Raw genomic sequence first — 25,050 nt, forward strand, 5'->3', positions numbered from 1 at the left:
GCTTGCTATTGCAAGCACTTGTTAGCACCCCTAGAAAAGCAGGTGCGCGACGGCGTAGATGACCAGGCCGGCCAGGGCGCCCACCACGGTGCCGTTGATCCGGATGAATTGCAGGTCACGGCCCACGTGCAGCTCGATGCGCCGGCTGGCTTCCTCGGCGTCCCAGCGCTCGATCGTATCGGTGATGATGGCGGTGATTTCCACCCCGTACTGAGACACCAGGTGCTGGGCGGCCCGCACGATCCAGTTGTCGACCTTGTCGCGCAGGTCGGCGTCGTCGCGCAGCGACTCCCCGATCCGGACCACGGTCTCGGCGATGCGGGTGCGCAGGGCGCTGGACGGGTCGTCGACCCCCTCGAGCACCAGTCGTTTCAGCGTCTTCCAGGCGGTCGCCGCCGCGTTGGCGACCTCGTCGCGCGCCATCAGCTGTTCTTTGACCGCCTCGGCGCGCGCGATGGTCTCCGGGTCGTTCTGCAGGTCGCCGGCGAATTCGAACAAAAAGCGCGTCGCCGAGCGGCGCAGCTCGTGGTCGGGGTTGCGGCGCACCTTGTCGGTGAAGTCCATCAACTCGCGGTGGATGCGGTCGCCGACGAGGTGGTCGATGAACCGCGGCGACCAGGTCGGCGAGTCGCGCTCGACCACGCGCTGGATGACCTCCCCGGCGTTCAGCGACCACTGGAACGCGCGGTCGGCCAGCAACTGGATCAGGGCCTCCTGGCGATTCTCGGCCAGGAGGGTGCCCAGCACCCGGCCCACCGGCGGGCCCCACTGGGGTTCGGCGATGCGGCGCACGATCATGCGGTCGATCACGTGCTGGACGTCCTCGTCGCGCAACAGCTCCACCAGGACCCGAAGCACCGTCGCGGTCTCGCCCGCCACCCGCTCGGCGTGCGCGGCCTCCGCCAGCCACTTGCCGAGCCGGCTGGACACCTGGGCGTCGCGCAGCTTGGTCTCGACGACCGGCGGCGACAGGAAGTTCTCCCGCACGAAGGTGCCCAGGCCCTCGCCGAGCTGATCCTTCTTGCGCTTGATGATCGCGGTGTGCGGGATGGGGATCCCCAGCGGGTGCTTGAACAGCGCGGTGACGGCGAACCAGTCGGCGAGCGCGCCCACCATCCCGGCCTCCGCGGCGGCGCCGACGTAGCCGACCCAGGGGCCCACCCAGCCGCCCGCCCAGCCGCCCTGGGCGTGGGCCTGGGCGGCGCGGCAGGCGAGGAAGACGGCGGTGGCGCCGAGCAGGAAGCCCAGTGCCACGACCTTCATCCGCCGCAGCGCCACCCGGCGCTCAGCGTCGGCCACCGGATCGGCGCCGGCGAAGGATTCCGCCAGCGACGCGCGAGCCCGCCGGGTCGGCGGCCAACCCGGCACGTCGCCCGGGTCTGAGGCGCGGTGTGCCACCACACCATCATGTCCCGCCCGCGGCCGGTTAGTGTTACCGCCCTGCTTGAGAGGCCGCACACCGGCGGCCCATCCGCCAAAAGACTCCCCGCACGCCGTAGTATCGGGGACATCTGATGAGTGGGAAGCGGCGACAGTGGCAGAGCGGACCCCGGCTGTGACCGTCAAGGCGGATGGTCGTAAACGACGGTGGCACCAACACAAGGTGGACCGCCGTAACGAGCTGGTCGACGGCACGATCGATGCAATTCGCCGGCACGGACGCTTTTTGAGCATGGACGAGATCGCCGCGGAGATCGGCGTGTCCAAGACCGTGCTGTACCGGTACTTCGTCGACAAGAACGACCTGACCACCGCGGTGATGATGCGCTTCACCCAGACCACGCTGATCCCCAACATGGCCGCGGCGCTCTCCTCGAATCTGGACGGCTTCGACCTGGCCCGCGAGGTCATCCGGGTGTACGTGGAAACCGTGGCGAACGAACCCGAGCCGTATCGCTTCGTGATGGCCAACAGCTCCGCCAGCAAGAGCAAGGTGATCGCCGACTCCGAGCGCATCATCGCCCGCATGATCGCGGTGATGATGCGCCGCCGCATGCAACAGGCCGGGATGGACACCGGCGGGGCGGAGCCGTGGTCCTACCTCATCGTCGGCGGCGTGCAGCTGGCCACCCACTCCTGGATGTCGGACCCGCGGATGAGCCGCGACGAGCTGATCGACTACCTGACCATGCTGAGCTGGAGCGCGATCTGCGGGATCGTCGAGGCGGGTGGCTCGCTGGAGAAGTTCCGCGGGCAGCCACACCCCTCGCCGATCGTGCCGCCGCGAGAGCCATGAGGCCGCGGTTTTCATGCCCGACGTGAGCGTGGGCTCGCGGCTCAGGTCGTGGGCGTACGCACTCCGGACCACCAACCCGCCCCCGGACGGGCCAGTCGACGGCGTCACGCGCTGGCTCGTCGTCACCCGCGCGGCGGTGCTGCCGATGACCCTGATCTCGGGCCTGGTCGCGGCGCTGCTCGCGGTCGGCAAGCCCGGGCTGGACTGGCGCTGGCTGGTCCTGGCGATACTCGGGATCACGCTGGCTCACACCGCCAACAACCTGATGAACGACCTGTACGACACCCAGGTCGGCACCGACAGCGCCACCTACCCTCGCGCGCTCTACGCGCCGCACCCGGTGCTGTCCGGCCTGATCAGCCGACGCACGCTGGTGCTGGCGATCCTGGCGGTCAACGTCGCCGACCTGGCGATCCTGGTCGCGCTGGCGTGGGCGCGCGGGTGGCCCGTGGTGGCCTTCGCGCTCGGCGGGTTCGCCCTGAGCGTCGCCTACACGGCGCCGCCGCTGCGGCTGAAGAAACGCGGCCTCGGCGAACCGGACGTCTTCGTCGTGTGGGGCCCGCTGATGGTGTGCGGGACCTACTACTCCGCGGTGGGATCGGTCGGCTGGGACGTCGTGCTGGCTTCGCTGCCCTACGGCCTGTTGTGCACGACGGTGCTGATGGGCAAGCACATCGACAAGATCCCCTACGACGAACCACTCGGCATCCGCACGCTGCCCGTGCTGCTCGGCGAGGCGCGCGCCCGGGCGGTGACGCTGGCCATGATGGCCGGCTTCTACGTGCTGGTCGCCGCCGCCGTCGCGGCGGGTGCCATGCCCTGGCCGGCGCTCGCCGCCGTGTTGGCGCTGCCGCGGCTGGTGAAGGTCTGGCCCCACTTCCGGCGCCCGCGGCCCGACCAGCCGCCGCCGCAGTTTCCGGTGTGGCCGCTGTGGTACGCCGCGCTGGCGTGGGTGCACGTGCGTCAGGCGGGCGCGCTGCTGGTCGTCGGGCTTGCCGTCGGGGCCGCGCTGCGGGTGCTGTGATCGGCGTGTGACGCAAAGCCGGTGTCGGCAAGGCGACTTGCACAGCCTCAACGGTTAGCATGCAGGGGATGCATCGGGGGTGAACCCGCGGAGTCTGATCTTCAGGACGCCGGGAACCCCGAGATACAGAAAGGCCCCACTCCTAATGGCTGTGCAGCTCACGCCGCATTTCGGGAATGTGCAAGCGCACTACGATCTCTCCGACGACTTCTTCCGGCTGTTTCTCGACCCCAGCCAGACGTACAGCTGCGCGTATTTCGAGCGCGACGACATGACCCTCGCCGAGGCGCAGATCGCCAAGATCGACCTGTCGCTGTCCAAGCTGCGCCTGGAGCCGGGGATGACGCTGCTGGACATCGGCTGCGGCTGGGGCGCCACCCTGCGCCGCGCCGTCGAGAAATACGACGTCAACGTCGTGGGACTGACATTGTCGGAGAACCAGGCCGAGCACGTGCAGAAGACGTTCGACGCGATGGACACCACCCGAACCCGCCGGGTTTTGCTGGAGGGCTGGGAGAAATTCGACGAGCCCGTCGACCGCATCGTGTCGATCGGCGCTTTCGAGCACTTCGGCCGCATCCGCTACACGCGCTTTTTCAAGATGGCCTACCGGGTGCTGCCGGCCGACGGCGTGATGCTGCTGCACACCATCTCGCGCCCCACCTTCAAAGACGCCCGTGCGAAGGGACTGCACCTGACCCACGAGATCGTCCACTTCACCCAGTTCATCCTGGCCGAGATCTTCCCGGGTGGCTGGCTGCCCACGATCCCGTCGGTCGAGGAGCACGCGACCGGCGCCGGCTTCAAGGTGACGCGGATCCAGTCGCTGCAGCTGCACTACGCGCGGACGCTGGAGACGTGGTCCGCTGCGCTCGAGGCCAACCGGGAGAAGGCGATCGCCATCCAGTCCGAAGAGGTCTACGACCGCTACATGAAGTACCTGACGGGCTGCGCCAAGCTGTTCCGCCAGGGCTACACCGACGTCAACCAGTTCACCTGCGAAAAGTAGGGGAACGATTCTGCCGGCCGCGTCCCGTTACTTCGTCAGGGTGAACTGGCCGACGTTGCTGATGCCCTTCAAGAAGAACTTTTCGCAACCGGTCAGATAGTGCATATAACGGTCGTAGACCTCTTCGGACTGGATGGCGATCGCCTTGTCTCTGTTGGCCGCTAAATTGGCCGCCCACATGTTCAGCGTCCGCGCGTAGTGCTCGCGCAGCAGCTGCACCTTTTCGACGGTGAAGGCGGCCTCCTGCGCGCAGTGGAAAATGTCTTCCTGCGCCGGCAACTGACCGCCCGGGAAGATCTCCGTGTAGATGAATCGCGTGAATCGTATATCGCTCATCGTGAGGGTGATACCGCGCTCGTGCAATTGTTTCTGGGGATGCGCCAGGATCGTGTGCAGCAGCATCCGGCCGTCGTCGGGCAGGATGTCGTGGGCGCGCCGGAAGAACGCCGGCCAGCGTTCGGCCTTGAACGCCTCGAAGGCGCCGATGCTGACGATCCGGTCGACCTTGTCGTCGAACTCCTCCCAGCCCTGTAACCGCACCTCGACGCTGCGTTGGGTCGGCAGCCCGGCCAGCTTGGCTTTGCTGTACTCGAACTGGTTGCGGCTGAGGGTAATTCCGATCACGTTGACGTCGAACTTCTCGACCGCCCGTTGCAGCGCCCCGCCCCAGCCGCAGCCGATGTCGAGCAGCGTCATCCCGGGTTGCAGGCCCAGCTTTCCCAGCGCCAGGTCGAACTTCGCGTTCTGGGCCTCCTCGAGGGTCATGTCGTCCCGCTCGAAGTAGGCGCACGTGTAACCCATCGTCGGGTCCAGGAACAGCGCGAAGAATTCATTCGAAACGTCGTAGATGGATTGAGACTCTTCGTAATATGGCCGCAGCGCAGTCATCGGGTTTCCGATACCCTCTCGTCTGGTAATTGGCGAGAATGGTACCCGATCATCCTCGCGCCCGTCCGGCCGGTCAGTACGAGTAGAAACCCTGACCCGACTTTTTGCCCAGCCGGCCCGCTTCGACCATGCGCAATAACAGCGGCGGCGGGCCGTATTGGGGCTCCTTGAATTCCTCGAACATTTTGTCCGCGATGAGTTTGAGGGTGTCCAGGCCGACGAGGTCGGACAGCCGCAGCGGCCCCATGGGGTGCGATAGCCCGGCAACGACGGCCTTGTCGACGTCCTCGACGCTGGCGAAGCCGGCCTCCACCATCCGGATCGCCGACAGCAGGTAGGGCACCAGCAGCGCATTCACCACAAAGCCGGACCGGTCGGAGCAGCGCACCACCTGCTTGCCCAGGACGGCGCCGGCGAACTCCTCGGTGCGCGCGGCGGCGGCTTCGTCGGTGACCAGCGTGCTCACCAACTCGACCAGCGGCAGGACCGGGACCGGGTTGAAGAAGTGCAGCCCCAGCACGCGTTGCGGGTTCTTGGTGGCCGCGGCGATCTTCATGATCGGGATGCTGGACGTGTTGGAGGCCAGGACGGCGTCGGGGTCGGTGACGACTTGGTCCAGATCGGCGAACACCCGCGTCTTGACGGCCTCGTCCTCGACGATGGCCTCGATCACCAGTTGCCGGTCGGCCAGGTCCTTGAGGTCGGTGGTGAAGGTGAGTTGCTCCAGCGCCCGGTCGCGTTCCCGCTCGGTCACCTTGCCCGCGCTGACGCCGCGCTCCAGCGACTTCATGATGCGGTTGCGTCCCGCGGTGATCAGCGCCTCGGTGGTCTCGAACACGGTCACGTCGACGCCGGCGCGGACGGCCACCTCGGCGATGCCGGAGCCCATCTGCCCGGACCCGACGACCCCCACTCGCTGGATCGACACGTCACTCACTCTTTTCGTCTCCCGAGTCGCATTGTCGTGCACCGCAATAGGCCCCGCCCAGGTTGGCTGGGCGGGGCCTATGCTACTTCAGCTTCTGCACCGTTACGCCGAGCGTGTGTTCAGCGCGATAATTCGGTCGAACATTCGCAACAGGTGCACGTTCGGCGCGGCGGGCCGCACCGATCAGTGGAACTGACCCTCTTCGGTCGAGCCGGTCAGCGCCGTGGTCGACGAGTTGGGGTCGACCGTGGTCGCGATGCGGTCGAAGTAGCCGGCACCGACCTCGCGCTGGTGCTTGGTCGCGGTGTAGCCCCGCTCCTCGGCGGCGAACTCGCGCTCCTGCAGCTCGACGTAGGCGCTCATCTGGTTGCGGGCGTAGCCGTAGGCCAGGTCGAACATCGAGTAGTTGAGCGCGTGGAAGCCGGCCAGCGTGATGAACTGGAACTTGAATCCCATTGCGGCGAGCTCCTTTTGGAACTTCGCGATGGTGCCGTCGTCGAGGTGCTTGCGCCAGTTGAACGACGGCGAGCAGTTGTAGGCCAGCATCTGGTCGGGGTAGGCGTCCTTGACCGCCTCGGAGAACTTGCGCGCGACCTCGAGGTCGGGCGTGCCGGTCTCCATCCAGATCAGGTCGGCGAACGGGGCGTACGCCTTGGCCCGCGCGATGCAGGGCTCGATGCCGTTCTTCGTCCGGAAGAATCCCTCGCGGGTGCGCTCGCCGGTGATGAACGGCTGGTCGCGCTCGTCGACGTCGGAGGTGATCAGCGTGGCCGCCTCGGCGTCGGTGCGGGCGATCACGACGGTCGGCACACCGCACACGTCCGCGGCCAGGCGGGCCGAGGTCAGGGTGCGAATGTGCTGCTGGGTGGGGATCAGCACCTTGCCGCCGAGGTGACCGCACTTCTTCTCCGACGCCAGCTGGTCCTCCCAGTGCGAACCCGCGACGCCGGCGGCGATCAGGGCCTTCTGCAGCTCGTAGACGTTGAGCGCGCCCCCGAAGCCGGCCTCGCCGTCGGCGACGATCGGCGCCAGCCAGTTCTCCACCGACGTGTCGCCCTCCACCTTGGCGATCTGGTCGGCGCGCTGCAGCGCGTTGTTGATCCGGCGGACCACCTGCGGCACGGAGTTGGCCGGGTAAAGGCTCTGGTCGGGGTAGGTGTGGCCGGACAGGTTGGCGTCACCGGCGACCTGCCAGCCCGACAGGTAGATCGCCTTCAGGCCGGCGCGCACCTGCTGGACGGCCTGGTTGCCGGTCAGCGCGCCGAGCGCGTTGACCCACTCCAGGTCGTGCAGCTGCTCCCACAACACCTCCGCGCCGCGGCGGGCCAGGGTGTGCTCCTCGACCACGGTGCCCTGCAGCGCGACGACGTCCTCGGCGGTGTAGGTGCGGGTGACGTCCTTCCACCGCGGGTTCGTGTCCCAGTCGTGCTGGATCTGCTCGGCGCTCTTTGGGGTGCCAACGACAGACATCGGCTTGCTCCTTAACGGTCATGTGAATGGTTACGCCGCACGGCTGTAGCTAGAGGCTCAACTTCACTGGCGTGCTAACTCGACCATGGCACAGGCCGTTATCGCAGGTCCACCCGTTTCATTTGCCAATTTCCGCCACGACTTCACGCGATTTTGCGAATCTTGCAAATTTTGGCGCCGGCTGAACCGTTTCAGAAGCTACCCGCCAGTAACCGCATTCTCGCTGGTCAGGGGCAAATTTGTCGACGTGCGGTTTTCGCTAGAGAGCGAAGAGCGCGGCGACGGCTTTCGCCTCGTCGCCGACGGCGTATGTGAGCGTTGTAACAGGCCGGTCGACCAGGTCGGGGCCGAATTGCTCGGTCGATCCGGCCGGGTGGACGTGCGAGATGATCTCCAGCTTGTCCCCCAGCGCGACGGGCGCCTCGTGCTCGATCGTGGTGCGCAGCGGCCCCTGCATCAGCTCGGGGTGTGACGCCAGGTAGTCCTCGATCACGCTCCAGTACACCGAGTTGTTCATGTGGTCGAACAGGTCGATGTCGGTCACCCGCACCGGGAACTCGTGGATCTCGGTGGCGTCGTCGCGGCTGCCCGGCTTGAGGTATCCCTTCCAGCGCAGGCGGTGCACGTCGGTGGTCTTGTGCAGACCCGCCAGGAAGTCGTCGGCGATGCGCGCGGGCATCTGGGTCTCCCGGTTGATGTTGATCCAGAAGGCCTCGGACTCGATGAGGCCGCCCTTGCGGCCGTCGATGCGGACACGCATCTCGCACCACCGGTTCGACGTGCCCGAGCACCACCTGCGCAGGCGGAGCATGTCCTGGAACTCGATCGGGCGGATCAGGTCGACCATGGTGCGCCGGACGATCCACAGCGGGTGGGTCTCCTCGAAGCCCATCTCGCGCAGCTGGTCCTGCCCTATGTCCTGGATGTGCCGGGCGCCGGCGTCCAGCCGCAGCCGCCCGGTGCGGTCGATGTCACCGACGCGCAGCGGCCACTCGCGATCGAACACATCGGGGTGGCCGTCGGGCACCGGCATCATTTTTTTGTCCAGGCTCACGGCTGCGCTCCCCGTTTCCTCCTCGTCGGTACCCAAGGTTAACCCCGGACCCCGACGCGAATGATGCCAAATCGCCTTCCGAAAACACCAATCGTGACCCGATCGCCCCGGGCTGCCAACTCTGCGAACCGCACCTTCGCAGCGGCGGTAAGCTCGTCGGGTGGCCAAAACATTCGTCGGCTCCCGGGTTCGCCAGCTGCGCAACGAGCGCGGTTTTTCCCAGGCCGCGCTGGCCCAGATGCTGGAGATCTCGCCGAGCTACCTCAACCAGATCGAGCACGACGTCCGCCCCCTTACCGTGGCCGTGCTGCTGCGGATCACCGAGGTGTTCGGGGTGGACGCGACCTTCTTCGCCTCCCAGGACGACACCCGGCTGGTCGCCGAGCTGCGCGAGGTGACCATGGATCGCGACCTGGACGTCGATGTCGACCCGACGGAGGTGGCCGAGATGGTCGGCGCGCATCCGGCCCTGGCCCGCGCGGTGGTCAACCTGCACCGGCGCTACCGGATCACCACCGCGCAGCTGGCCGCCGCCACCGAGGAGCGCTACTCCGACGGCAGCGGCAGCGGGTCGATCACGATGCCCCACGAGGAGGTGCGCGACTACTTCTACCAACGCCAGAACTACCTGCACGAGCTCGACACGGCCGCCGAGGACCTCACCATCAAGATGCGGTTGCACCACGGGGACCTGGGCCGCGAGCTGACCCGGCGGCTCACCGAGGTGCACGGGGTGCACATCGTCAGGCGCATCGACCTCGGCGACACCGTCCTGCACCGCTATGAGCCCACCACCAAGACGCTGGAGATCAGCAATCACCTGTCAACCGGCCAGCAGGTCTTCAAGATGGCCGCCGAACTGGCCTACCTCGAGTTCGGCGACCTGATCGACACCCTCGTCGCCGAGGGCAAGTTCACCAGCGAGGAGTCGCACACCCTGGCGAGGCTGGGGCTGGCCAACTACTTCGCCGCCGCGGCGGTGCTGCCCTACCGCCAGTTTCACGACGTCGCCGAGAATTTCCGCTACGACGTCGAGCGGCTGTCGTCGTTCTACTCGGTGAGTTACGAGACCATCGCACACCGGCTTTCGACGCTGCAGCGCCCGACGATGCGGGGGGTGCCGTTCTCGTTCGTCCGGGTCGACCGGGCCGGCAACATGTCAAAACGGCAGTCGGCCACCGGCTTTCACTTCTCCTCGAGCGGCGGGACGTGCCCGCTGTGGAACGTCTACGAGACGTTCGCCAACCCGGGCAAGATCCTGGTGCAGATCGCCCAGATGCCCGACGGCCGCAACTACATGTGGGTGGCCCGCACCGTCGAGCGCCGCGCGGCGCGGTATGGTCAGCCCGGTAAAACCTTCGCGATCGGGTTGGGCTGCGAGCTTCGCCACGCACACCGGCTCGTCTATTCGGAAGGACTCGACTTGTCGGGTGAGATCGCGACGCCGATCGGCGCGGGCTGCCGCGTCTGCGAACGGGACAACTGCCCGCAGCGGGCGTTCCCGGCCCTGGGCCGCGCGCTCGACCTCGACGAGCACCGCAGCACCGTGTCCCCGTACCTGGTGAAGCAGGCGTGACCGCGCCGGCGAACGGCCGCATCCCCTCGGGCCGGTTCCGCGAGCTGGGGCCGGTCAACTGGGCGTTCGCGAAGCTGGCGGCCCGCCGCATGCGGGTTCCGGAGATGCACCTGTTCACCACCTTGGGACAGCGCCGGCTGCTGTTCTGGACCTGGTCGATTTACGGCGGCCGGCTGTTGCGGGGACGGCTGCCCGCGGCCGACACCGAGCTGGTGATCCTGCGGGTCGCGCACCTGCGCGAGTGCGAATACGAGCTGCAACACCATCGCCGGATGGCGCGCAGGGCGGGGCTGGACGCCGACACGCAGGCGGTGATCTTCGCCTGGCCGGACGCGCCGCAGGGCGACGGGCCACGCCGGATCCTGAGCGCCCGTCAGCAGGCGCTGCTGGCGGCGACCGACGAGTTCGTCAAGGATCGCACGCTGTCCGACCACACCTGGCAGCAGCTGGCCGGTCACCTGGATCGGCGGCAGCTCATCGAATTCTGCCTGCTGGCAAGCCAATACGACGGGCTGGCCGCGACGATGTCGGCGCTGGCCATCCCGCTGGACAACCCGCGTTAGGTCCCCGCTCGGTCAGAGGTAGACGTCGGCGAGCACGGCGAGCGTCAGCGCCACCGGCAATACGGGCAGGCCGAAGCCGAAGGCCGACCACGCGTATTTGCCCCGCCGGCGCTGCAGCGACGCCCACAGGGTGGCGCAGACCGCCAGCGCCAGCGACAGCAGCAGCACCGTCGGGGCCCACCGGCCCACCGCCGCATTGTCGTCGGCGATCGAAAAGGCCACCAGCCACAGGACATAACCCGTCGCGGCGCCCGCGAGGACGCCCAGGACGGTGTCGGCGCGAATCATCGATTTCAGAAGTTGATCATGTGACCGACCAGGCCGTGGAAGCACTCCTGCAGCGCCTCCGACATGGTCGGATGGGTGTGCACGTTGCGGGCCAGCTCGTGGGCGGTCAGGTCCCACTTCTGCGCCAGCGTCAGCTCGGGCAACAGCTCGGACACGTCGTGGCCGACCAGGTGGCCGCCCAGCAGCTCGCGGTAGCGGCCGTCGGCGACCAGCTTGACGAAGCCGCTGGGGTCGCCCAGGCCGTGCGCCTTGCCGTTGGCGGTGAACGGGAACTTGGCCACCACGACGTCGTACCCCTCGTCGCGCGCCTGCTGCTCGGTGAGCCCGAAGCTGGCGACCTGGGGCTGGCAGAACGTCGCGCGCGGCAGCATGCGGTAGTCGCCGAGGGCCAAAGTCTCCGCGCCGGCGATGGTTTCGGCAGCCACCACGCCCTGGGCCTCGGCGACGTGCGCCAGCTGCAGCAGGCCGGTGACGTCGCCGATGGCGTAGATGTGGTCGACGCTGGTGCGCATGTATTCGGTGATGCCGATCGCCTTGCGGTCGGTCAGGGCGACCCCGGCCTTCTCCAGCCCGTAGCCCTCCACGTTGGGCGCAAACCCGATGGCCTGCAACACCTTCGCGGCCTTGAGCTCCTGGCTGTTGCCATCCTTGCTGACCGTCACGGTGACCTCGCCGCCGTTGTCGGAGATCGACTCGACCTTGGTGCCCGTCAGGATCTTGACGCCCAGCTTCTTGAACTGCCGCTCGACCTCCTTGGACACCTCGGCGTCCTCGTTGGGCAGCGCGCGCGGCAGGAACTCCACGATGGTCACGTCGACGCCGTAGTTCTTCAGCACGTAGCCGAACTCCATGCCGATGGCGCCGCACCCCGCGATGACGATCGATTCGGGCAGCTCCCGGGACAGGATCAGTTCCTCGTAGGTGACCACGTTGGCCGACAGCGACGTTCCGGGTACCAGCCGGGTGCTGCTGCCGGTGGCGATGATGGCGTTGTCGAACGTGACGGTTTCGGTGCCACCCTCGTTGAGCTCAACCGACAAGGTGCTGGCGTCGGTGAACCGGCCGTAGCCGTGGATCTCGGTGATCTTGTTCTTTTTCATCAGGAAGTGCACGCCGGCGACGCGGCCGTCGGCGACCTTGCGGCTGCGGTCGAAGGCGATCCCGTAGTCGAAGGTCGCCTCTCCACTGATGCCAAAGGTCTTGGCCTCTTTGGTGAAGATGTGGGCGAGCTCGGCGTTGCGCAGCAGCGCCTTGGACGGAATGCAGCCGACGTTGAGGCACACGCCGCCCCAGTACTTCGGCTCCACGACCGCGGTGTTGAGGCCCAGCTGCGCGGCGCGGATGGCGGCGACATACCCGCCGGGCCCCGCCCCGAGGACGACGACGTCGTAATGAGTCACGGCCACCACCCTAGTGGCCTCGGACTACGGCGAGCCCGCTAGTACGGGATGACGCCGATCAGGCAGTGGCCCGTGTGCGCGCAGTAGTAATAGCCGTACAGCGGCGCCGCCGCGGCCACGGACGCGAACGGCCCCGACATCACCGCGAGCGACAGGGCGGGGACGAGCGGGTTGCCCTGCACCATCGCGAGCATGACGCCACACACGGCGCAGGCCGCGACGTAGACCAGGACCGCGAACACCGCGGGCGTCTTGTCGGTCGCGTGGTACCACCAATAGAACAGCCCGAGCCCGGCCACGGCCGCCACCGCCCACACCCCGACGAGCACCAGAACGAGCTGCCACCACTTGAGGTAGAGGTAGCGGCCGGGAACCGTGACCGGCTGCACCGGGGCGCCGTCGGCCTCTGCCGCCGCAGCCTCGTCCGCGGGCTCCTCCGACTCCTGCGCAGCCGGCTCCCGCGCTTGTGTCGCCGGCCCCTCCGGGCCGGCCCCCTCGTCGGTGACCGGAACCGGCTGCGAGCCGGTGTCGTCTTGAATATCCGAGAAATCCGGGACGAACGCTTCGGTCCCGGGGCCCGACTCGCGATCGGCCCTGTCCTCGTCGTTGTCAGCCACCGGAGGCCACCTGCAACGCGACGAGCACACCGAACCAACCCGGCGCGAGCGACAGGATGAATGCCCCCACCATCGTGACCCAGCGGCGCCCGGAGAACAGGACGGTCAACAGCCCGGTTCCGGTGGGAACCCCGACGACCAACGCGATGACGACGTCCGGGCGCATCCTCGCGTGGACCAGCACGGTGAACGCGACCCCGGCCAACAGCCCGACCGCGCAGCCGACCAGCATGGCGCTGGCCAGCAGCCACGGACGCGGGAGCGGGATCACGCAGACGACCTTACTGCGGTCAGCGGGTGCGGGGACTGCACGTTTCCGGCGTGGCCGCGGCATCCACGGCGACCACCCGGCCACGCGCCGGCGGGCGTTCGCCCCGCTCGTAGCCGGCGCCGGTGATGACCGGCGCGCCGCTCAGCGCGGCCCGCTCGTCGTCGGTGAAGACGCGGCCGCGGCTGAGGAAACGCACGCCCTCGGGGGCCTCCAGGCTGAACCCGCCACCCCGGCCCGGCACCACGTCGATCACCAGCTGCGTGTGCTTGTCGGCGTAGTGCGCCTGGTACTGCGGGCCCGAAATCCACACCGGCACCCCGTTACCGACGTCCAGCACGCCCAGCAGCACGTCGCGGTCGCCGACGAGGAAGTCGCCGCGCGGATAGCACATCGGCGACGACCCGTCGCAGCAGCCGCCGGACTGGTGAAACATCACCGGGCCGTGGCGCTCCTGCAGTCGCGCCAGCAGTTCGGCGGCGGCCGCGGTGATCGCCACCCCCGCCGGAGCGCCCGCGACCATCAGAAGAAGCCCTGCGCCTTGTCGCTGTAGGAGACCATCAGGTTCTTGGTCTGCTGGTAGTGGTCGAGCATCATCTTGTGGTTCTCGCGGCCGATGCCGGACTGCTTGTAGCCGCCGAAGGCCGCGTGCGCGGGATACACGTGATAGCAGTTGACCCACACCCGGCCGGCCTGGATGTCGCGCCCGGCGCGGTAGGCGGTGTTGCCGTCGCGGCTCCACACCCCCGCGCCCAGCCCGTAGAGGGTGTCGTTGGCGATCGCGATGGCGTCGTCGTAGTCGGCGAACGACGTCACCGCCACCACCGGGCCGAAGATCTCCTCCTGGAAGATCCGCATCGTGTTGTTGCCGCCGAAGATGGTCGGCTGCATGTAGTAGCCGCCGGACAGGTCGCCGCCCAGCTCGGCGCGCTCCCCGCCGGTGATGATCTTGGCGCCCTCGTTCTTGCCGATCTCGATGTAGGACAGGATCTTTTCCAGCTGGTCGTTGGACGCCTGCGAACCGAGCATCGTCTCGCTGTCCAGCGGGTCACCCTGGCGCACCGCCTTGGTGCGGATCGCGGCCAGCTCGAGGAACTCGTCGTAGATGTCGGCCTGGATCAGGCTGCGCGACGGGCAGGTGCACACCTCGCCCTGGTTGAGGGCGAACATGGTGAAGCCCTCCAGCGCCTTGTCCTGGAAATCGTCGGCTCCAGAAGACCGGGCCAGCACGTCGGAGAAGAAGACGTTGGGGCTCTTCCCGCCGAGTTCCAGCGTCACCGGGATCAGGTTCTGGCTGGCGTATTGCATGATCAGTCGCCCCGTGGTGGTCTCCCCGGTGAACGCGACCTTGGCGATCCGATTGCTCGACGCCAGCGGCTTGCCCGCCTCGGCCCCGAAACCATTGACGACGTTGACGACCCCCGCCGGCAGCAGGTCGCCGATCAGCGACATCAGGAAGAGCACCGAAACCGGTGTCTGCTCGGCGGGTTTGAGCACCACCGCGTTGCCCGCCGCCAGCGCCGGCGCCATCTTCCAGGCGGCCATCAGGATCGGGAAGTTCCACGGGATGATCTGCCCCACCACCCCGAGCGGCTCGTGGAAATGGTAGGCGACGGTGTCGTTGTCGATCTGCGAGAGCGTTCCCTCCTGCGCCCGGATCGCGCCGGCGAAGTACCGGAAGTGATCGGCCGCCAGCGGGATGTCGGCGGCCAGCGCCTCGCGGACCGGCTTGCCGTTGTCCCAGACTTCGGCCACCGCCAGCGCGGCGGTGTTCTCCTCGATCCGGTCGGCGATCTTGTTCAGGATCGCCGCCCGTTCGGCGGGCGCGGTCCTGCCCCACGCCGGGGCGGCCGCGTGCGCGGCGTCGAGCGCCTTGTCGATGTCGGCCGCCTCGGAGCGGGCCACCTCGCAGAAAACCTGGCCGGTCACCGGCGTCGGGTTTTCGAAGTAGCGCCCGCCCACCGGCGCGACCCACTCCCCACCGATGAAGTTCTGGTATCGGGACTCGAACGACATCAATGCCCCGGCAGAGCCCGGACGTGCGAAAACAGTCATCTGTCCGCTCCTCGTGTGACCTCGTGTAATACACCTCACACTACCGCCGCAGGCCACAATGGCTGCCATGACATCTGAGGCTTCCCAAGACGCCACCGACCCCCACCTGTGGCTCGAGGACGTCACCGGCGACGACGCGCTGGCCTGGGTGCGGGCGCACAACGAACCGACCCTGGCCGAATTCGGCGGGGCCGAGTTCGAGCGGATGCGCGGCGAGGCCCTCGAGGTACTCGACACCGACGCGCGGATCCCGTACGTGGTGCGCCGCGGCGACCACCTGTACAATTTCTGGCGCGACGCGGCCAACCCGCGCGGGCTGTGGCGGCGCACCACGCTGGACGGGTATCGCACCGACTCCCCGGACTGGGACGTGCTCATCGATGTGGATGAGTTGGGCCGGATCGACGACGAGAAATGGGTGTGGGCGGGCGCCGGGGTGATCCGGCCCGAACACACCCGTGCGCTGATCGGCCTCTCCCGCGGCGGCTCGGACGCATCGGTCGTGCGCGAATTCGACATGGCCACACGCGAATTCGTCGCCGACGGCTTCGAACTGCCCGAGGCCAAGTCGCAGATCGCCTGGGCCGACCCGGACACCGTGCTGGTGGGCACCGACTTCGGCGCCGACTCCCTCACCGAGTCCGGCTACCCGCGGGTGATCAAGCGGTGGCGGCGGGGCACGCCGTTGGCCGCGGCGGAGACCGTCTTCGAGGGGGCCCGCACCGACGTCAGCGTCTCCGCGTCGGTCGACCGGACGCCGGGGTTCGAACGCACCTTTTTGGGGCGGGCGCTGGACTTCTGGAACGAGGAGGTCTACGAACTGCGGGGCCCGGAGCTGATCCGCATCGACGCGCCCACCGACGCGACCGTGTCGATCCACCGCGAGTGGATCCTGATCGAGCTGCGCAGCGATTGGTACCTCGGCGACACCACCTACGTCGCGGGCTCGCTGCTGGCGGCCGGCTACGACGAGGTCCTCGCCGGCACAGCGCAATTGGCGGTGGTGTTCGAGCCCGACGAGCACACCGCACTGAACCATTACGCGTGGACGAAGGACCGGCTGCTCATCGTCACGCTGGCCGACGTGGCCAGCCGGGTCGAGGTCGCCACCCCCGGCGAGTGGCGGCGCGAGCCGGTCGCGGGCATCCCGGCCGCGACCAACACCGTCGTCGTGGCCGCCGACGACACCGGCGACGAGTTCTTCCTGGATTCCAGTGGGTTCCTCGCGCCGTCGCGGCTGCTGCGCGGCACCGGGGATGCGCCGCTCGACCCGATCAAGTCCGCGCCGGCGTTCTTCGACGCCGATAACCTCTTTGTGGCACAGCATTTCGTCGCGTCGGACGACGGCACGCCGATCCCCTACTTCGTCGTCGGGCGCACGGATGCGGACGGGCCCTCCCCCACCCTGCTGAGCGGATACGGCGGATTCGAATCCGCCAACACGCCCGCCTACAGCGGTGTGCTGGGCCGGCTGTGGCTGGCGCGCGGGGGCACCTACGTGCTGGCCAACATCCGCGGCGGCGGCGAGTACGGACCAACCTGGCACACCCAGGCGATGCGCGAGAACCGGCACAAGGTCGCCGAGGACTTCGCCGCGGTGGCAGCCGATCTGGTGGAGCGCGGCATCACGACGCCGCAGCGGCTGGGTGCGCGCGGCGGCAGCAACGGCGGGCTGCTGATGGGCATCATGCTCACCCGGTATCCGGAGCGGTTCGGCGCGCTCGTCTGCGACGTGCCGCTGCTGGACATGCGGCGCTACCACCTGCTGCTGGCCGGGGCCTCGTGGATGGCCGAGTACGGCGACCCCGACAACCCCGACGACTGGAAGTTCATCTCCGAATACTCCCCCTACCAAAACATTTCGGCCGCCCGCGACTACCCGCCGGTGCTGATGACCACCTCCACCCGCGACGACCGCGTGCACCCCGGCCATGCCCGCAAGATGACGGCGGCCCTCGAGGCCGCCGGTCACCGGGTCTGGTATTACGAGAACATCGAGGGCGGCCATGCCGGCGCGGCCGACAACGAGCAGGTGGCGTTCAAGTCCGCGCTCAGCTTCTCGTTCCTGTGGCGGACGCTCGCGAGTGGTTCGAGCCGTTAAGCTCGAACGTGATGTCGCGGATGTCGACGAGGGAGGCATGGATCATGGGCGCACTGAGGTTCGTCGGCGTGGCGATGGTGACGGCGGCCGCCCCCATCGCGGTCCTCCTCGGAAGTGGCCCGGCGCACGCCGACAGCGATATCGGTCGACCCTGCTCGCCGGAGGGCGCGAAGGTATGGGGGAACCCGGGCCCGATCTACTGCGGGCGGCAGGCGGATGGGCAACTGCAATGGGAGTCGATCCCCGTGGACGCGATGTGCGTGGCCTTCTGCGTGAACCACCCCTAGGGCCGACCGCTAGGGGCCGGCGGCCGAATCCGTCCTGCGGCGGTTGATCAGCCAGGCGGCGAGGCACACGGCCGTCGCGAGCCCGCCGTAGCTCAGCGCAAAGAGCCACCACCGCTCGACCGGCGGTTTGGGCTCCTTGATCGCGGCCAGGGCCACCAGGAAACCGCCGTTGTCCGTCGGCCCGGCCCCCGGAAGCGACTGGGTCCTGACGACCCTGATCTGGGCCGGGCTGCCGGGATCGGTTACCTGCCCCCAGGCCAGCGTGGAGTCGTCGAGCAGGAAGGTGTCCTGGCCGCCCGCGGGTTGGCTGGCATCGTGGCCGACCACCTGCACCTGGCCGACCGCCACGGTCTTGTCGGCGGCGGCGACCAGGACGGCGATGTTCTGGTACACCTCCGGGCGCGCCGGCGGAGCGTATGTCGGCGGCGGCGGGCCGTTTGAGCCCGGCGCAGGTATCGACGCGCCGCCGTAGAAGCTGCCCGACGCCACATGGCTGTAGCCCACCGCGGTGAACGGAAACAGGCCGACGGCGGCGGCGTCGAGCACGATCCGGCCGCCGGCCGCCACGAACGCCTCCCGATAGGCGCCGTCGTAGAAGTAGCGGAAAGTCACCGCCTCGCGCAGTGGGTTGTACAGGACCGGCCGGCGGTTGTCGTCGTAGTCGATGTAGTCCCAATGCCGGGGGCGCACCAATTCCTGGTTGTCGGCGTTGACCAGGTCGATGTTGCCGCTGTGGGCGGCGACCGCATTCTGCACCTGGTGACCGAAGTCGTACACCCGGCTCGGCGGCTCCAGCGGGCGGGCGGGATTGATTCGCGTCGCCGGTGCGGCCTTGGCGTCCGCGATCGCCTGCGGTGACGCCTCCAGGCCCTTCGGCGGTGCCACCACCGGCGCGTTTCCCGGCGCCCCTGGATTGAGCTTGGGGGTCTGCACCGCAACCGTGGTCGGCGGCTCGGAACTCGGCGGAACGACCACTGGCGTGTGCGCCGGCGGCACGGGCTCCACGGGAACCGGCTCCGGCGGAGTCCACACCGGCACCCTGCTCGGGCGCGGCTGGCTGGTGCGGGGCGGCGCGGGGTTGTAGCACACGTTCGACGTCTGATACGCCTCCACGTAGGCCATGCAGTTCTGGCACGACACGGGGTTTGCCCCGTCGCCCGCGCATGGAGCCGCTTGTGCCACAACGGGAGTGGTCGCTACCCCCGACAACGGGGCGAGCGCAATCGCGGCCGCCGCCGCCGTCGCAATAATCCTGCCCATTCCGCCCTGACCGCTGACGACCCTTCCCACACCCCCACCGGCGGAGCCTACAGCTTTTTGCGGCCGTCGACCGCCCATAAGATCGTCGACGTGACGGCGACCGAACGCATCGAGCTCACCCTGCTGGCGACGGGGTTGATCTTCATCCTCGCCGGAGCGGCGCAGGCGCGGTTCCGCTTCATCGCCGACCGCCGTCCGGGCCGCCGGTTCTACTGGGCCACCTCGATCATCGGCATCGTCTCCTTCGCAGCCGGGGTGGGCAAAATCTGGCCCAACGCCGTCCTCGCGGCGGCCATCTTTTCCGCCGTCGTCGTCTTCTCGGCCTACCTCACGACTCCTTACCTCAAAATCGGGGACCGCATCTATGCGTCATCGCCGGAAAATCGCGAGCCCGATCCCTAAGTTTGGGCTATGCCGAAACACGGGCCGACACCCCCCGACTTCGAGACCCTGCTGTACCAAGCCGCCGGCCCCGTCGCGACGATCACGCTGAACCGCCCCGAGCAGCTCAACACCATCGTGCCCCCGATGCCCGACGAGATCGAGGCGGCCGTCGGGCTGGCCGAGCGCGACCCCGGCGTCAAGGTGATCGTGCTGCGGGGGGCCGGCCGCGCCTTCTGCGCGGGCTACGACTTCGGCGGCGGCTTCGAGCACTGGGGCGAGGCCATGATGACCGACGGGCGGTGGGACCCCGGCAAGGACTTCGCCGTCATCACGGCCCGCGAAACCGGCCCGCACCAGAAGTTCATGGCGATCTGGCGTGCCACCAAGCCGGTGATCGCGCAGGTGCACGGGTGGTGCGTGGGCGGGGGCAGCGACTACGCGCTGTGCGCCGACATCGTCGTCGCCAGCGAGGACGCCGTGATCGGCACCCCGTACAGCCGGATGTGGGGCGCCTATCTGACCGGCATGTGGCTGTACCGGCTGAGCCTGGCCAAGGTCAAGTGGCACGCGCTGACCGGCCGGCCGCTGACGGGCGCCCAGGCAGCCGAGGTCGAGCTGATCAACGAGGCGGTGCCGTTCGAGCGGCTGGAAGCCCGCGTCGCCGAGATCGCCGCCGAGCTGGCACGCATCCCGCTGTCGCAGCTGCGCGCGCAGAAGATGATCGTCAACCAGGCCTACGAGAACATGGGGCTGGCGTCCACCCAGCTGCTCGGCGGGATCCTCGACGGCCTGATGCGCAACACCCCCGACGCGCTCGATTTCATCAGGACCGCACAGACCGAGGGGGTGCGCGCGGCCGTCGAGCGCCGCGACGGCCCGTTCGGCGACTACAGCCAGGCGCCGCCGGAGCTGCGGCCCGACCCCCGTCACGTCATCACCCCTGATCGCGACGGTTAGTGAGACGGGCTACGAATTAGGCGGGCGGCCCCCCGCGCCGGGTCCGGAAGTGTTACGGTTACGACTATGTCTCGGCTGAGTTTTGGCCTGCGCGCAGGCGCCGCCTCTGTTGCACTATTGCTCGCCGCTGCGACCTTCCCCAAGACCGCCGCGGCCGATTCCACGGAAGACTTCCCGATCCCCCGCAGGCAGATCGCGACCACCTGCGACGCCGAGCAGTACCTGGCGGCCGTCCGGGATACCAGCCCCGTGTACTACCAGCGGTACATGATCGACTTCAACAACCACCCCAACCTTCAGCAGGCCACGATCGACAAGGCGCACTGGTTCTACTCGTTGTCGCCCGCGGACCGCCGGAATTACTCTGAAAATTTCTACAATGGCGACCCGCTGACGTTCGCCTGGGTGAACCACATGAAGATCTTCTTCAACAACAAGGGCGTCGTCGCCAAGGCCACCGACGTGTGCAACCAGTACCCGCCCGGCGACATGTCGGTGTGGAACTGGGCGTAGACCTTGGCGATCCGGACCGCCGAACCAGCCGGGGAACCGGTCCCAAGTCCACCCTGGTCTTTATTGGCCCGCGAGTTTAGACTCTGCCACTGTCGGGAATCGCTTTTCATCCCCGTTAAGGGGACAAATCAATAGTTCTTGACTGGTATTCCGCGTTACTGGATTCCAGTCCGCTCGATCAGTGGCAACCAGGACTTACATCATGCTCATGCCGGGATGCGTCGCCCCAGCGAGGACGCGATGAGCGTCGTCGACCCGCAGTCGGATGCGCTGGCCGCGCTCGACTGGCGGGAGATCGCCTGCCAATCCGAAGCCGGCTGCGCCAACCGCGCCACCCACATCGTGTACCGCCACGCCGTGGACCAGTGCAACCGGCCGAACCTCGACCCGTCCGGAAACATCGTCGAGATCCTGTGCATCGGCTGCGTGCGCCGGCTCAAGGCCCAGGTGCTGCAGCAGGTCGACCGGATCAACCGCTGCCCCGGCGGCTACTGCCTGACATGCGGGGCGCCGGTGCACAAGTTGAGCGACGTCATGCGCAAGATGGTGCAACTGCGCACCTACGCTTGAATCACCGCCCGATCAGCGCCTGAATCACGCGCCCGAATTGCGGCCCGCCCGTCAGTGATGCGGCGCGCTCGTCCGAAACCGATCGGTGTCCGCCGATTCCGGCGCGTCGCCGTTTCGGCGCGCGCTGGGCGTTTGCGGGCACCCGCGACGGGGAGAAGATTTCTCGTTACGCACGTGATATGCGTTACACTCCAGGACGCAAGGGGAAGAAGTCAACGGTCCCGTCCGGGTCACGACTTGAGCCGTGCTTTACTTAGGCAAGCCTTACTGCCCCCGGGGCCGTGCGCCGGCGCTCCACGTGCGAACCGCTGAAAAACGCTGCAAAACGCTCAAAAACGCTGAAAGGGATATCCGATTCTCAAGGTGCTGTCCCGAACGTGGATCCCGCTGGTCATCGTGGCGGTGGTGGTGGTCGGCGGCTTCGTCGTGTACCGGGTGCACGGGTACTTCGGTTCGCAGAAGCGCGAATCCTATGCCGACAGCAACCTGCAAAACCCCAAGCCGTTCAACCCCAAGCGGATCGTCTACGAGGTGTTCGGCCCGCCCGGAACGACCGCCGACATCAGCTACTTCGACGTCAACGGCGACCCCAAGCGCGTCGACGACGCCCCGCTGCCGTGGTCGCTGCGCGTCACCACCGACAAGGCCGCCGTCATGGGAAACCTGATGGCCCGTGCCAGCGGTGACAGCGTCGGCTGCCGCATCACGGTCGACGACGTGGTCAAGGCCGAGCGGATCTCCAACGAGGTCCACGCCTACACCTTTTGTCTGGTGAAATCCGCGTGACCGCACCCTTCGCCAACGCGACCACCCCGCACGCCGAACGGCCGTTTATCGCGCGGATGCTGCACGCCTTCGCGGTGCCGATCATCCTGTGCTGGATCGGAATTGCCGTCGTCCTCAGCCTTTTCGTCCCGTCGCTGGAGGTGGTCGGGCAGGAGCGGTCGGTGTCGCTGAGCCCGAACGACGCGCCGTCGGTCGTGGCGATGAAGCGCATCGGACACGCCTTCAACGAGGGGGAGACCGACAGCGCGGCGATGATCGTGCTGGAGGGCGATCAACCCCTCGGCGACGACGCCCACAAGTACTACGACGCGATGATCCGCAAGCTGCGCCAGGACAAGCACGTGCTGAGCGTCCAGGACTTCTGGGGTGACCCGCTGACGGCGGCCGGCGCGCAAAGCAACGACGGCAAGGCCGCGACCGTCCAGGTGAACCTCGCCGGCAATCAGGGCGAGCCGCTGGCCACCGAATCCGTGGAAGCCGTGCGCAAGATCGTGAACAGCGTGCCCGCGCCGCCAGGGGTCAAGACCTACGTCACCGGGGCGGCGGCGCTAGCCGCGGACCTGCACCACAGCGGCGACAGATCCATGCTCAAGATCACGCTGACGACGGTCGCGGTGATCATGATCATGCTGCTGTTCGTCTACCGCTCGATCGTCACCGTGATCCTGCTGCTGGTCACGGTCGGCTTCGAGTTGACCGCGGCGCGGGGAGCGGTGGCGCTGATCGGGCACCTCGGTTTGATAGGGCTTTCCACGTTCGCGGTGTCCTTGTTGACCTCGCTGGCGATCGCGGCCGGCACGGATTACGGGATCTTCATCATCGGCCGTTACCAGGAGGCCCGGCAGGCCGGCGAGGACCCGGAAACGGCCTTCTACACCATGTACCGCGGGACGGCCCACGTCATCCTGGGCTCCGGCCTGACGATCGCCGGGGCGACTTTTTGCCTCAGCTTCGCCCGGATGCCCTACTTCCAGACGCTCGGTGTCCCCTGCGCGGTGGGCATGCTCGTCGCCGTCGCGGTCGCGCTGACCCTGGGCCCCGCGGTGCTCACCGTCGGCAGCCGGTTCGGGCTGTTCGACCCCAAGCGCAGGCTGGGGGTCCGGGGCTGGCGCCGGGTCGGCACCGCGGTGGTTCGCTGGCCGCTGCCGATCTTGGCCGTCACGTGCGCGATCGCGCTCATCGGGCTGATCACCCTGCCCGGATACAAGGCCAGCTACAACGACCGCGAATACCTGCCCAGTTTCATCCCCGCCAACGCGGGCCTGGCGGCCGCGGATCGCCACTTCTCCCAGGCCCGGATGAAGCCCGAGATCCTGATGATCCAGGCGAACCACGACATGCGTAACCCGGCCGACTTCCTGATCCTGGACCGGCTGGCCAAGGGCATCTTCCGGGTCCCGGGCATCTCGCGCGTCCAGGCGATCACCCGGCCCGACGGAACGGCCATGGACCACACGTCGATCCCGTTCCAGATGAGCATGCAAAGCGCCGGGCAGATGCAGAGCATGAAGTACCAGCGCGACCAGATGGACAACATGCTCAAGCAGGCCGACGAGATGACCAAGACGATCGCCACCATGCAGCGCATGTACGACTTGATGAGCCAACTCGTCGCCACCACGCACCGGATGGTCGGCGACACCGTCGAGATGCAGCAGATCACCAACGAGCTGCGCGACCGCATCGCGGACTTCGACGACTTCTGGCGGCCGATCCGCAGCTATTTCTATTGGGAGAGACACTGTTTCGACATTCCGATCTGCTGGTCGATCCGGCAGATCTTCGACGCTCTCGACGGTGTGGACCAGATCAGCGACAAACTCGACACGCTCGTCGGTGACATCAAGGACCTCGATCGGCTGATGCCGCAGATGATTGCGCAGTTCCCGCCGATGATCGCGACCATGCAGAACATGCGGACGATGATGCTGGACATGCACAGCACTATGTCCGGGATCTTCGCCCAGATGGACGAGATGAGCGACAACGCAACCGCGATGGGCCACGCCTTCGACGCCGCCAAGAACGACGACTCATTCTACCTGCCGCCGGAAGTGTTCAAGAACAAGGACTTTCAGCGCGCAATGAAGAACTTCCTGTCCGCCGACGGGAAATCGGCACGCTTCATCATCCTGCACCGCGGCGACCCCGCATCGGCCGAGGGCATCGCGAGCATCGACAAGATCCGCACCGCGGCCGAGGAGTCAACCAAGGGAACGCCTTTGGAGGACGCGAAGTTCTACCTGGCCGGCACGGGCGCCGTCTTCAAGGACATCTCCGACGGCGCCAAGTGGGACCTGGTGATCGCCGGAATCTCCTCGCTGTGCCTGATTTTCATCATCATGCTGATCCTCACCCGCGCGCTGGTCGCCGCGGCGGTCATCGTCGGCACGGTGGCCATCTCGCTGGGCGCGTCCTTCGGGCTGTCCGTGCTGTTCTGGCAGCACATCCTGGGCATCCAATTGCACTGGCTGGTGCTGGCGATGTCGGTCATCGTGCTGCTGGCCGTGGGATCCGACTACAACCTGCTGCTGGTGTCGCGGTTCAAACAGGAGATCCATGCCGGCCTGAACACGGGCATCATCCGGTCGATGGGCGGCACGGGCAAGGTGGTGACCAACGCGGGGCTGGTGTTCGCCTTCACGATGGCGTCCATGACCGTTAGCGACGTGCGGATCATCGGGCAGGTCGGCACCACCATCGGCCTGGGCCTGCTGTTCGACACGCTGATCGTGCGCGCGTTCATGACGCCGTCGATCGCCGCGCTGCTGGGCCGCTGGTTCTGGTGGCCGATCCGGGTGCGCTCCCGCCCCGCC

The 25,050-nt window shown here is 67.6% G+C and carries 25 protein-coding genes; 13 read left to right on the plus strand and 12 right to left on the minus strand.

Translation table 11 applies throughout. The features are described from left to right. Positions 1-30 precede the first annotated feature (30 nt). Positions 31-1,401 carry a DUF445 domain-containing protein gene (locus tag BST11_RS01275; protein ID WP_372509614.1) on the minus strand — a complete coding sequence of 457 codons (1,371 nt, stop codon included), beginning with the start codon at positions 1,399-1,401 and terminating at the stop codon, positions 31-33. 133 nt (positions 1,402-1,534) lie between these two features. Here BST11_RS01275 and BST11_RS01280 point away from each other — a divergent pair, with 133 nt between their 5' ends. From BST11_RS01280 to pcaA, 3 genes are all read left to right on the plus strand, one after another. Further along, positions 1,535-2,236, plus strand: a complete 702-nt coding sequence (locus BST11_RS01280; protein WP_083136198.1) for a TetR/AcrR family transcriptional regulator — start codon at positions 1,535-1,537, stop codon at positions 2,234-2,236. A gap of 13 nt (positions 2,237-2,249) precedes the next feature. Then, entirely contained in the window at positions 2,250-3,260 is a 1,011-nt protein-coding gene (locus tag BST11_RS01285) for a prenyltransferase (RefSeq protein WP_083136199.1), read from the plus strand. Positions 3,261-3,405: 145 nt separating this feature from the next. Continuing rightward, entirely contained in the window at positions 3,406-4,269 is an 864-nt protein-coding gene (gene pcaA, locus BST11_RS01290; protein WP_083136200.1) for a cyclopropane mycolic acid synthase PcaA, read from the plus strand. 27 nt (positions 4,270-4,296) lie between these two features. On the opposite strand, the gene BST11_RS01295 is transcribed toward pcaA, so the two are convergent. From BST11_RS01295 to BST11_RS01310, 4 genes are all read right to left on the minus strand, one after another. Then, positions 4,297-5,157 (minus strand): cyclopropane mycolic acid synthase family methyltransferase, encoded by an 861-nt coding sequence (locus BST11_RS01295; protein ID WP_083136201.1) that lies wholly within the window; start codon positions 5,155-5,157, stop codon positions 4,297-4,299. Positions 5,158-5,230: 73 nt separating this feature from the next. Further along, positions 5,231-6,094, minus strand: coding sequence for a 3-hydroxybutyryl-CoA dehydrogenase (locus BST11_RS01300; protein ID WP_083136202.1), 864 nt, complete (start codon positions 6,092-6,094; stop codon positions 5,231-5,233). A gap of 174 nt (positions 6,095-6,268) precedes the next feature. Further along, the gene (gene aceA / locus BST11_RS01305; RefSeq protein ID WP_083136203.1) at positions 6,269-7,555 is read right to left on the minus strand and encodes an isocitrate lyase; all 1,287 of its coding nucleotides are present in this window, start codon (positions 7,553-7,555) and stop codon (positions 6,269-6,271) included. A 259-nt stretch (positions 7,556-7,814) separates the two neighbouring features. Then, positions 7,815-8,609, minus strand: coding sequence for an acyl-[acyl-carrier-protein] thioesterase (locus tag BST11_RS01310; protein WP_083136204.1), 795 nt, complete (start codon positions 8,607-8,609; stop codon positions 7,815-7,817). A 160-nt stretch (positions 8,610-8,769) separates the two neighbouring features. Here BST11_RS01310 and ramB point away from each other — a divergent pair, with 160 nt between their 5' ends. Continuing rightward, a complete protein-coding gene (ramB, locus tag BST11_RS01315; RefSeq protein WP_083136205.1) occupies positions 8,770-10,185 on the plus strand; it encodes an acetate metabolism transcriptional regulator RamB in 1,416 nt (471 codons plus the stop codon). Next, positions 10,182-10,748, plus strand: a complete 567-nt coding sequence (locus BST11_RS01320) for a carboxymuconolactone decarboxylase family protein (RefSeq protein ID WP_083136206.1) — start codon at positions 10,182-10,184, stop codon at positions 10,746-10,748. The genes ramB and BST11_RS01320 overlap by 4 nt, the downstream gene beginning before the upstream one ends. Before the next feature lie 12 nt (positions 10,749-10,760). Here BST11_RS01320 and BST11_RS01325 read toward each other — a convergent pair whose 3' ends face one another. The 6 genes from BST11_RS01325 to exaC are packed head-to-tail and all read right to left on the minus strand — an operon-like array spanning position 10,761 to position 15,376. Continuing rightward, a complete protein-coding gene (locus tag BST11_RS01325) occupies positions 10,761-11,036 on the minus strand; it encodes a hypothetical protein (RefSeq protein ID WP_083136207.1) in 276 nt (91 codons plus the stop codon). Positions 11,037-11,041: 5 nt separating this feature from the next. Beyond that, a complete protein-coding gene (gene lpdA / locus BST11_RS01330; RefSeq protein ID WP_083136241.1) occupies positions 11,042-12,436 on the minus strand; it encodes a dihydrolipoyl dehydrogenase in 1,395 nt (464 codons plus the stop codon). Between the two features lie 38 nt (positions 12,437-12,474). Beyond that, entirely contained in the window at positions 12,475-13,053 is a 579-nt protein-coding gene (locus BST11_RS01335) for a hypothetical protein (RefSeq protein ID WP_083136208.1), read from the minus strand. Continuing rightward, positions 13,046-13,324, minus strand: coding sequence for a putative holin (locus BST11_RS01340; RefSeq protein ID WP_067323935.1), 279 nt, complete (start codon positions 13,322-13,324; stop codon positions 13,046-13,048). Before BST11_RS01340 ends, BST11_RS01335 begins: the two co-directional genes overlap by 8 nt. 19 nt (positions 13,325-13,343) lie before the next feature. Further along, complete coding sequence (locus BST11_RS01345; protein WP_083136209.1) at positions 13,344-13,844, minus strand: DUF779 domain-containing protein; 501 nt, start codon at positions 13,842-13,844, stop codon at positions 13,344-13,346. Beyond that, positions 13,844-15,376, minus strand: coding sequence for an acetaldehyde dehydrogenase ExaC (exaC, locus tag BST11_RS01350; RefSeq protein ID WP_083136210.1), 1,533 nt, complete (start codon positions 15,374-15,376; stop codon positions 13,844-13,846). Before exaC ends, BST11_RS01345 begins: the two co-directional genes overlap by 1 nt. A 67-nt stretch (positions 15,377-15,443) precedes the next feature. Between exaC and BST11_RS01355 the strand changes: the two genes are divergently transcribed. Further along, positions 15,444-17,477, plus strand: a complete 2,034-nt coding sequence (locus BST11_RS01355) for a prolyl oligopeptidase family serine peptidase (protein ID WP_083136211.1) — start codon at positions 15,444-15,446, stop codon at positions 17,475-17,477. A gap of 44 nt (positions 17,478-17,521) precedes the next feature. Beyond that, positions 17,522-17,764: a hypothetical protein gene (locus tag BST11_RS01360; RefSeq protein WP_083136242.1), complete on the plus strand. Its 243-nt coding sequence runs from the start codon at positions 17,522-17,524 to the stop codon at positions 17,762-17,764. 9 nt (positions 17,765-17,773) lie between these two features. On the opposite strand, the gene BST11_RS01365 is transcribed toward BST11_RS01360, so the two are convergent. Continuing rightward, positions 17,774-19,024: a hypothetical protein gene (locus tag BST11_RS01365; protein ID WP_083136212.1), complete on the minus strand. Its 1,251-nt coding sequence runs from the start codon at positions 19,022-19,024 to the stop codon at positions 17,774-17,776. 90 nt (positions 19,025-19,114) lie between these two features. Between BST11_RS01365 and BST11_RS01370 the strand changes: the two genes are divergently transcribed. The 6 genes from BST11_RS01370 to BST11_RS01395 all read left to right on the plus strand — a co-directional run. Then, positions 19,115-19,426 carry a hypothetical protein gene (locus BST11_RS01370; protein WP_067318178.1) on the plus strand — a complete coding sequence of 104 codons (312 nt, stop codon included), beginning with the start codon at positions 19,115-19,117 and terminating at the stop codon, positions 19,424-19,426. Positions 19,427-19,435: 9 nt separating this feature from the next. Then, the gene (locus BST11_RS01375; protein WP_083136213.1) at positions 19,436-20,365 is read left to right on the plus strand and encodes a crotonase/enoyl-CoA hydratase family protein; all 930 of its coding nucleotides are present in this window, start codon (positions 19,436-19,438) and stop codon (positions 20,363-20,365) included. 66 nt (positions 20,366-20,431) lie between these two features. Further along, entirely contained in the window at positions 20,432-20,878 is a 447-nt protein-coding gene (locus BST11_RS01380) for a DUF5078 domain-containing protein (protein WP_067318167.1), read from the plus strand. Between the two features lie 216 nt (positions 20,879-21,094). Continuing rightward, positions 21,095-21,448, plus strand: a complete 354-nt coding sequence (locus tag BST11_RS01385) for a hypothetical protein (protein ID WP_240491994.1) — start codon at positions 21,095-21,097, stop codon at positions 21,446-21,448. A gap of 363 nt (positions 21,449-21,811) precedes the next feature. Beyond that, positions 21,812-22,234: an MmpS family transport accessory protein gene (locus tag BST11_RS01390; RefSeq protein ID WP_083136214.1), complete on the plus strand. Its 423-nt coding sequence runs from the start codon at positions 21,812-21,814 to the stop codon at positions 22,232-22,234. A 56-nt stretch (positions 22,235-22,290) separates the two neighbouring features. Beyond that, the coding region (locus BST11_RS01395) for an MMPL/RND family transporter (protein ID WP_083136243.1) at positions 22,291-25,050 on the plus strand (2,760 nt) is incomplete at its 3' end.

Origin of the sequence: Mycobacterium alsense, assembly GCF_002086635.1 — a bacterium.
Taxonomy (GTDB): domain Bacteria; phylum Actinomycetota; class Actinomycetes; order Mycobacteriales; family Mycobacteriaceae; genus Mycobacterium; species Mycobacterium alsense.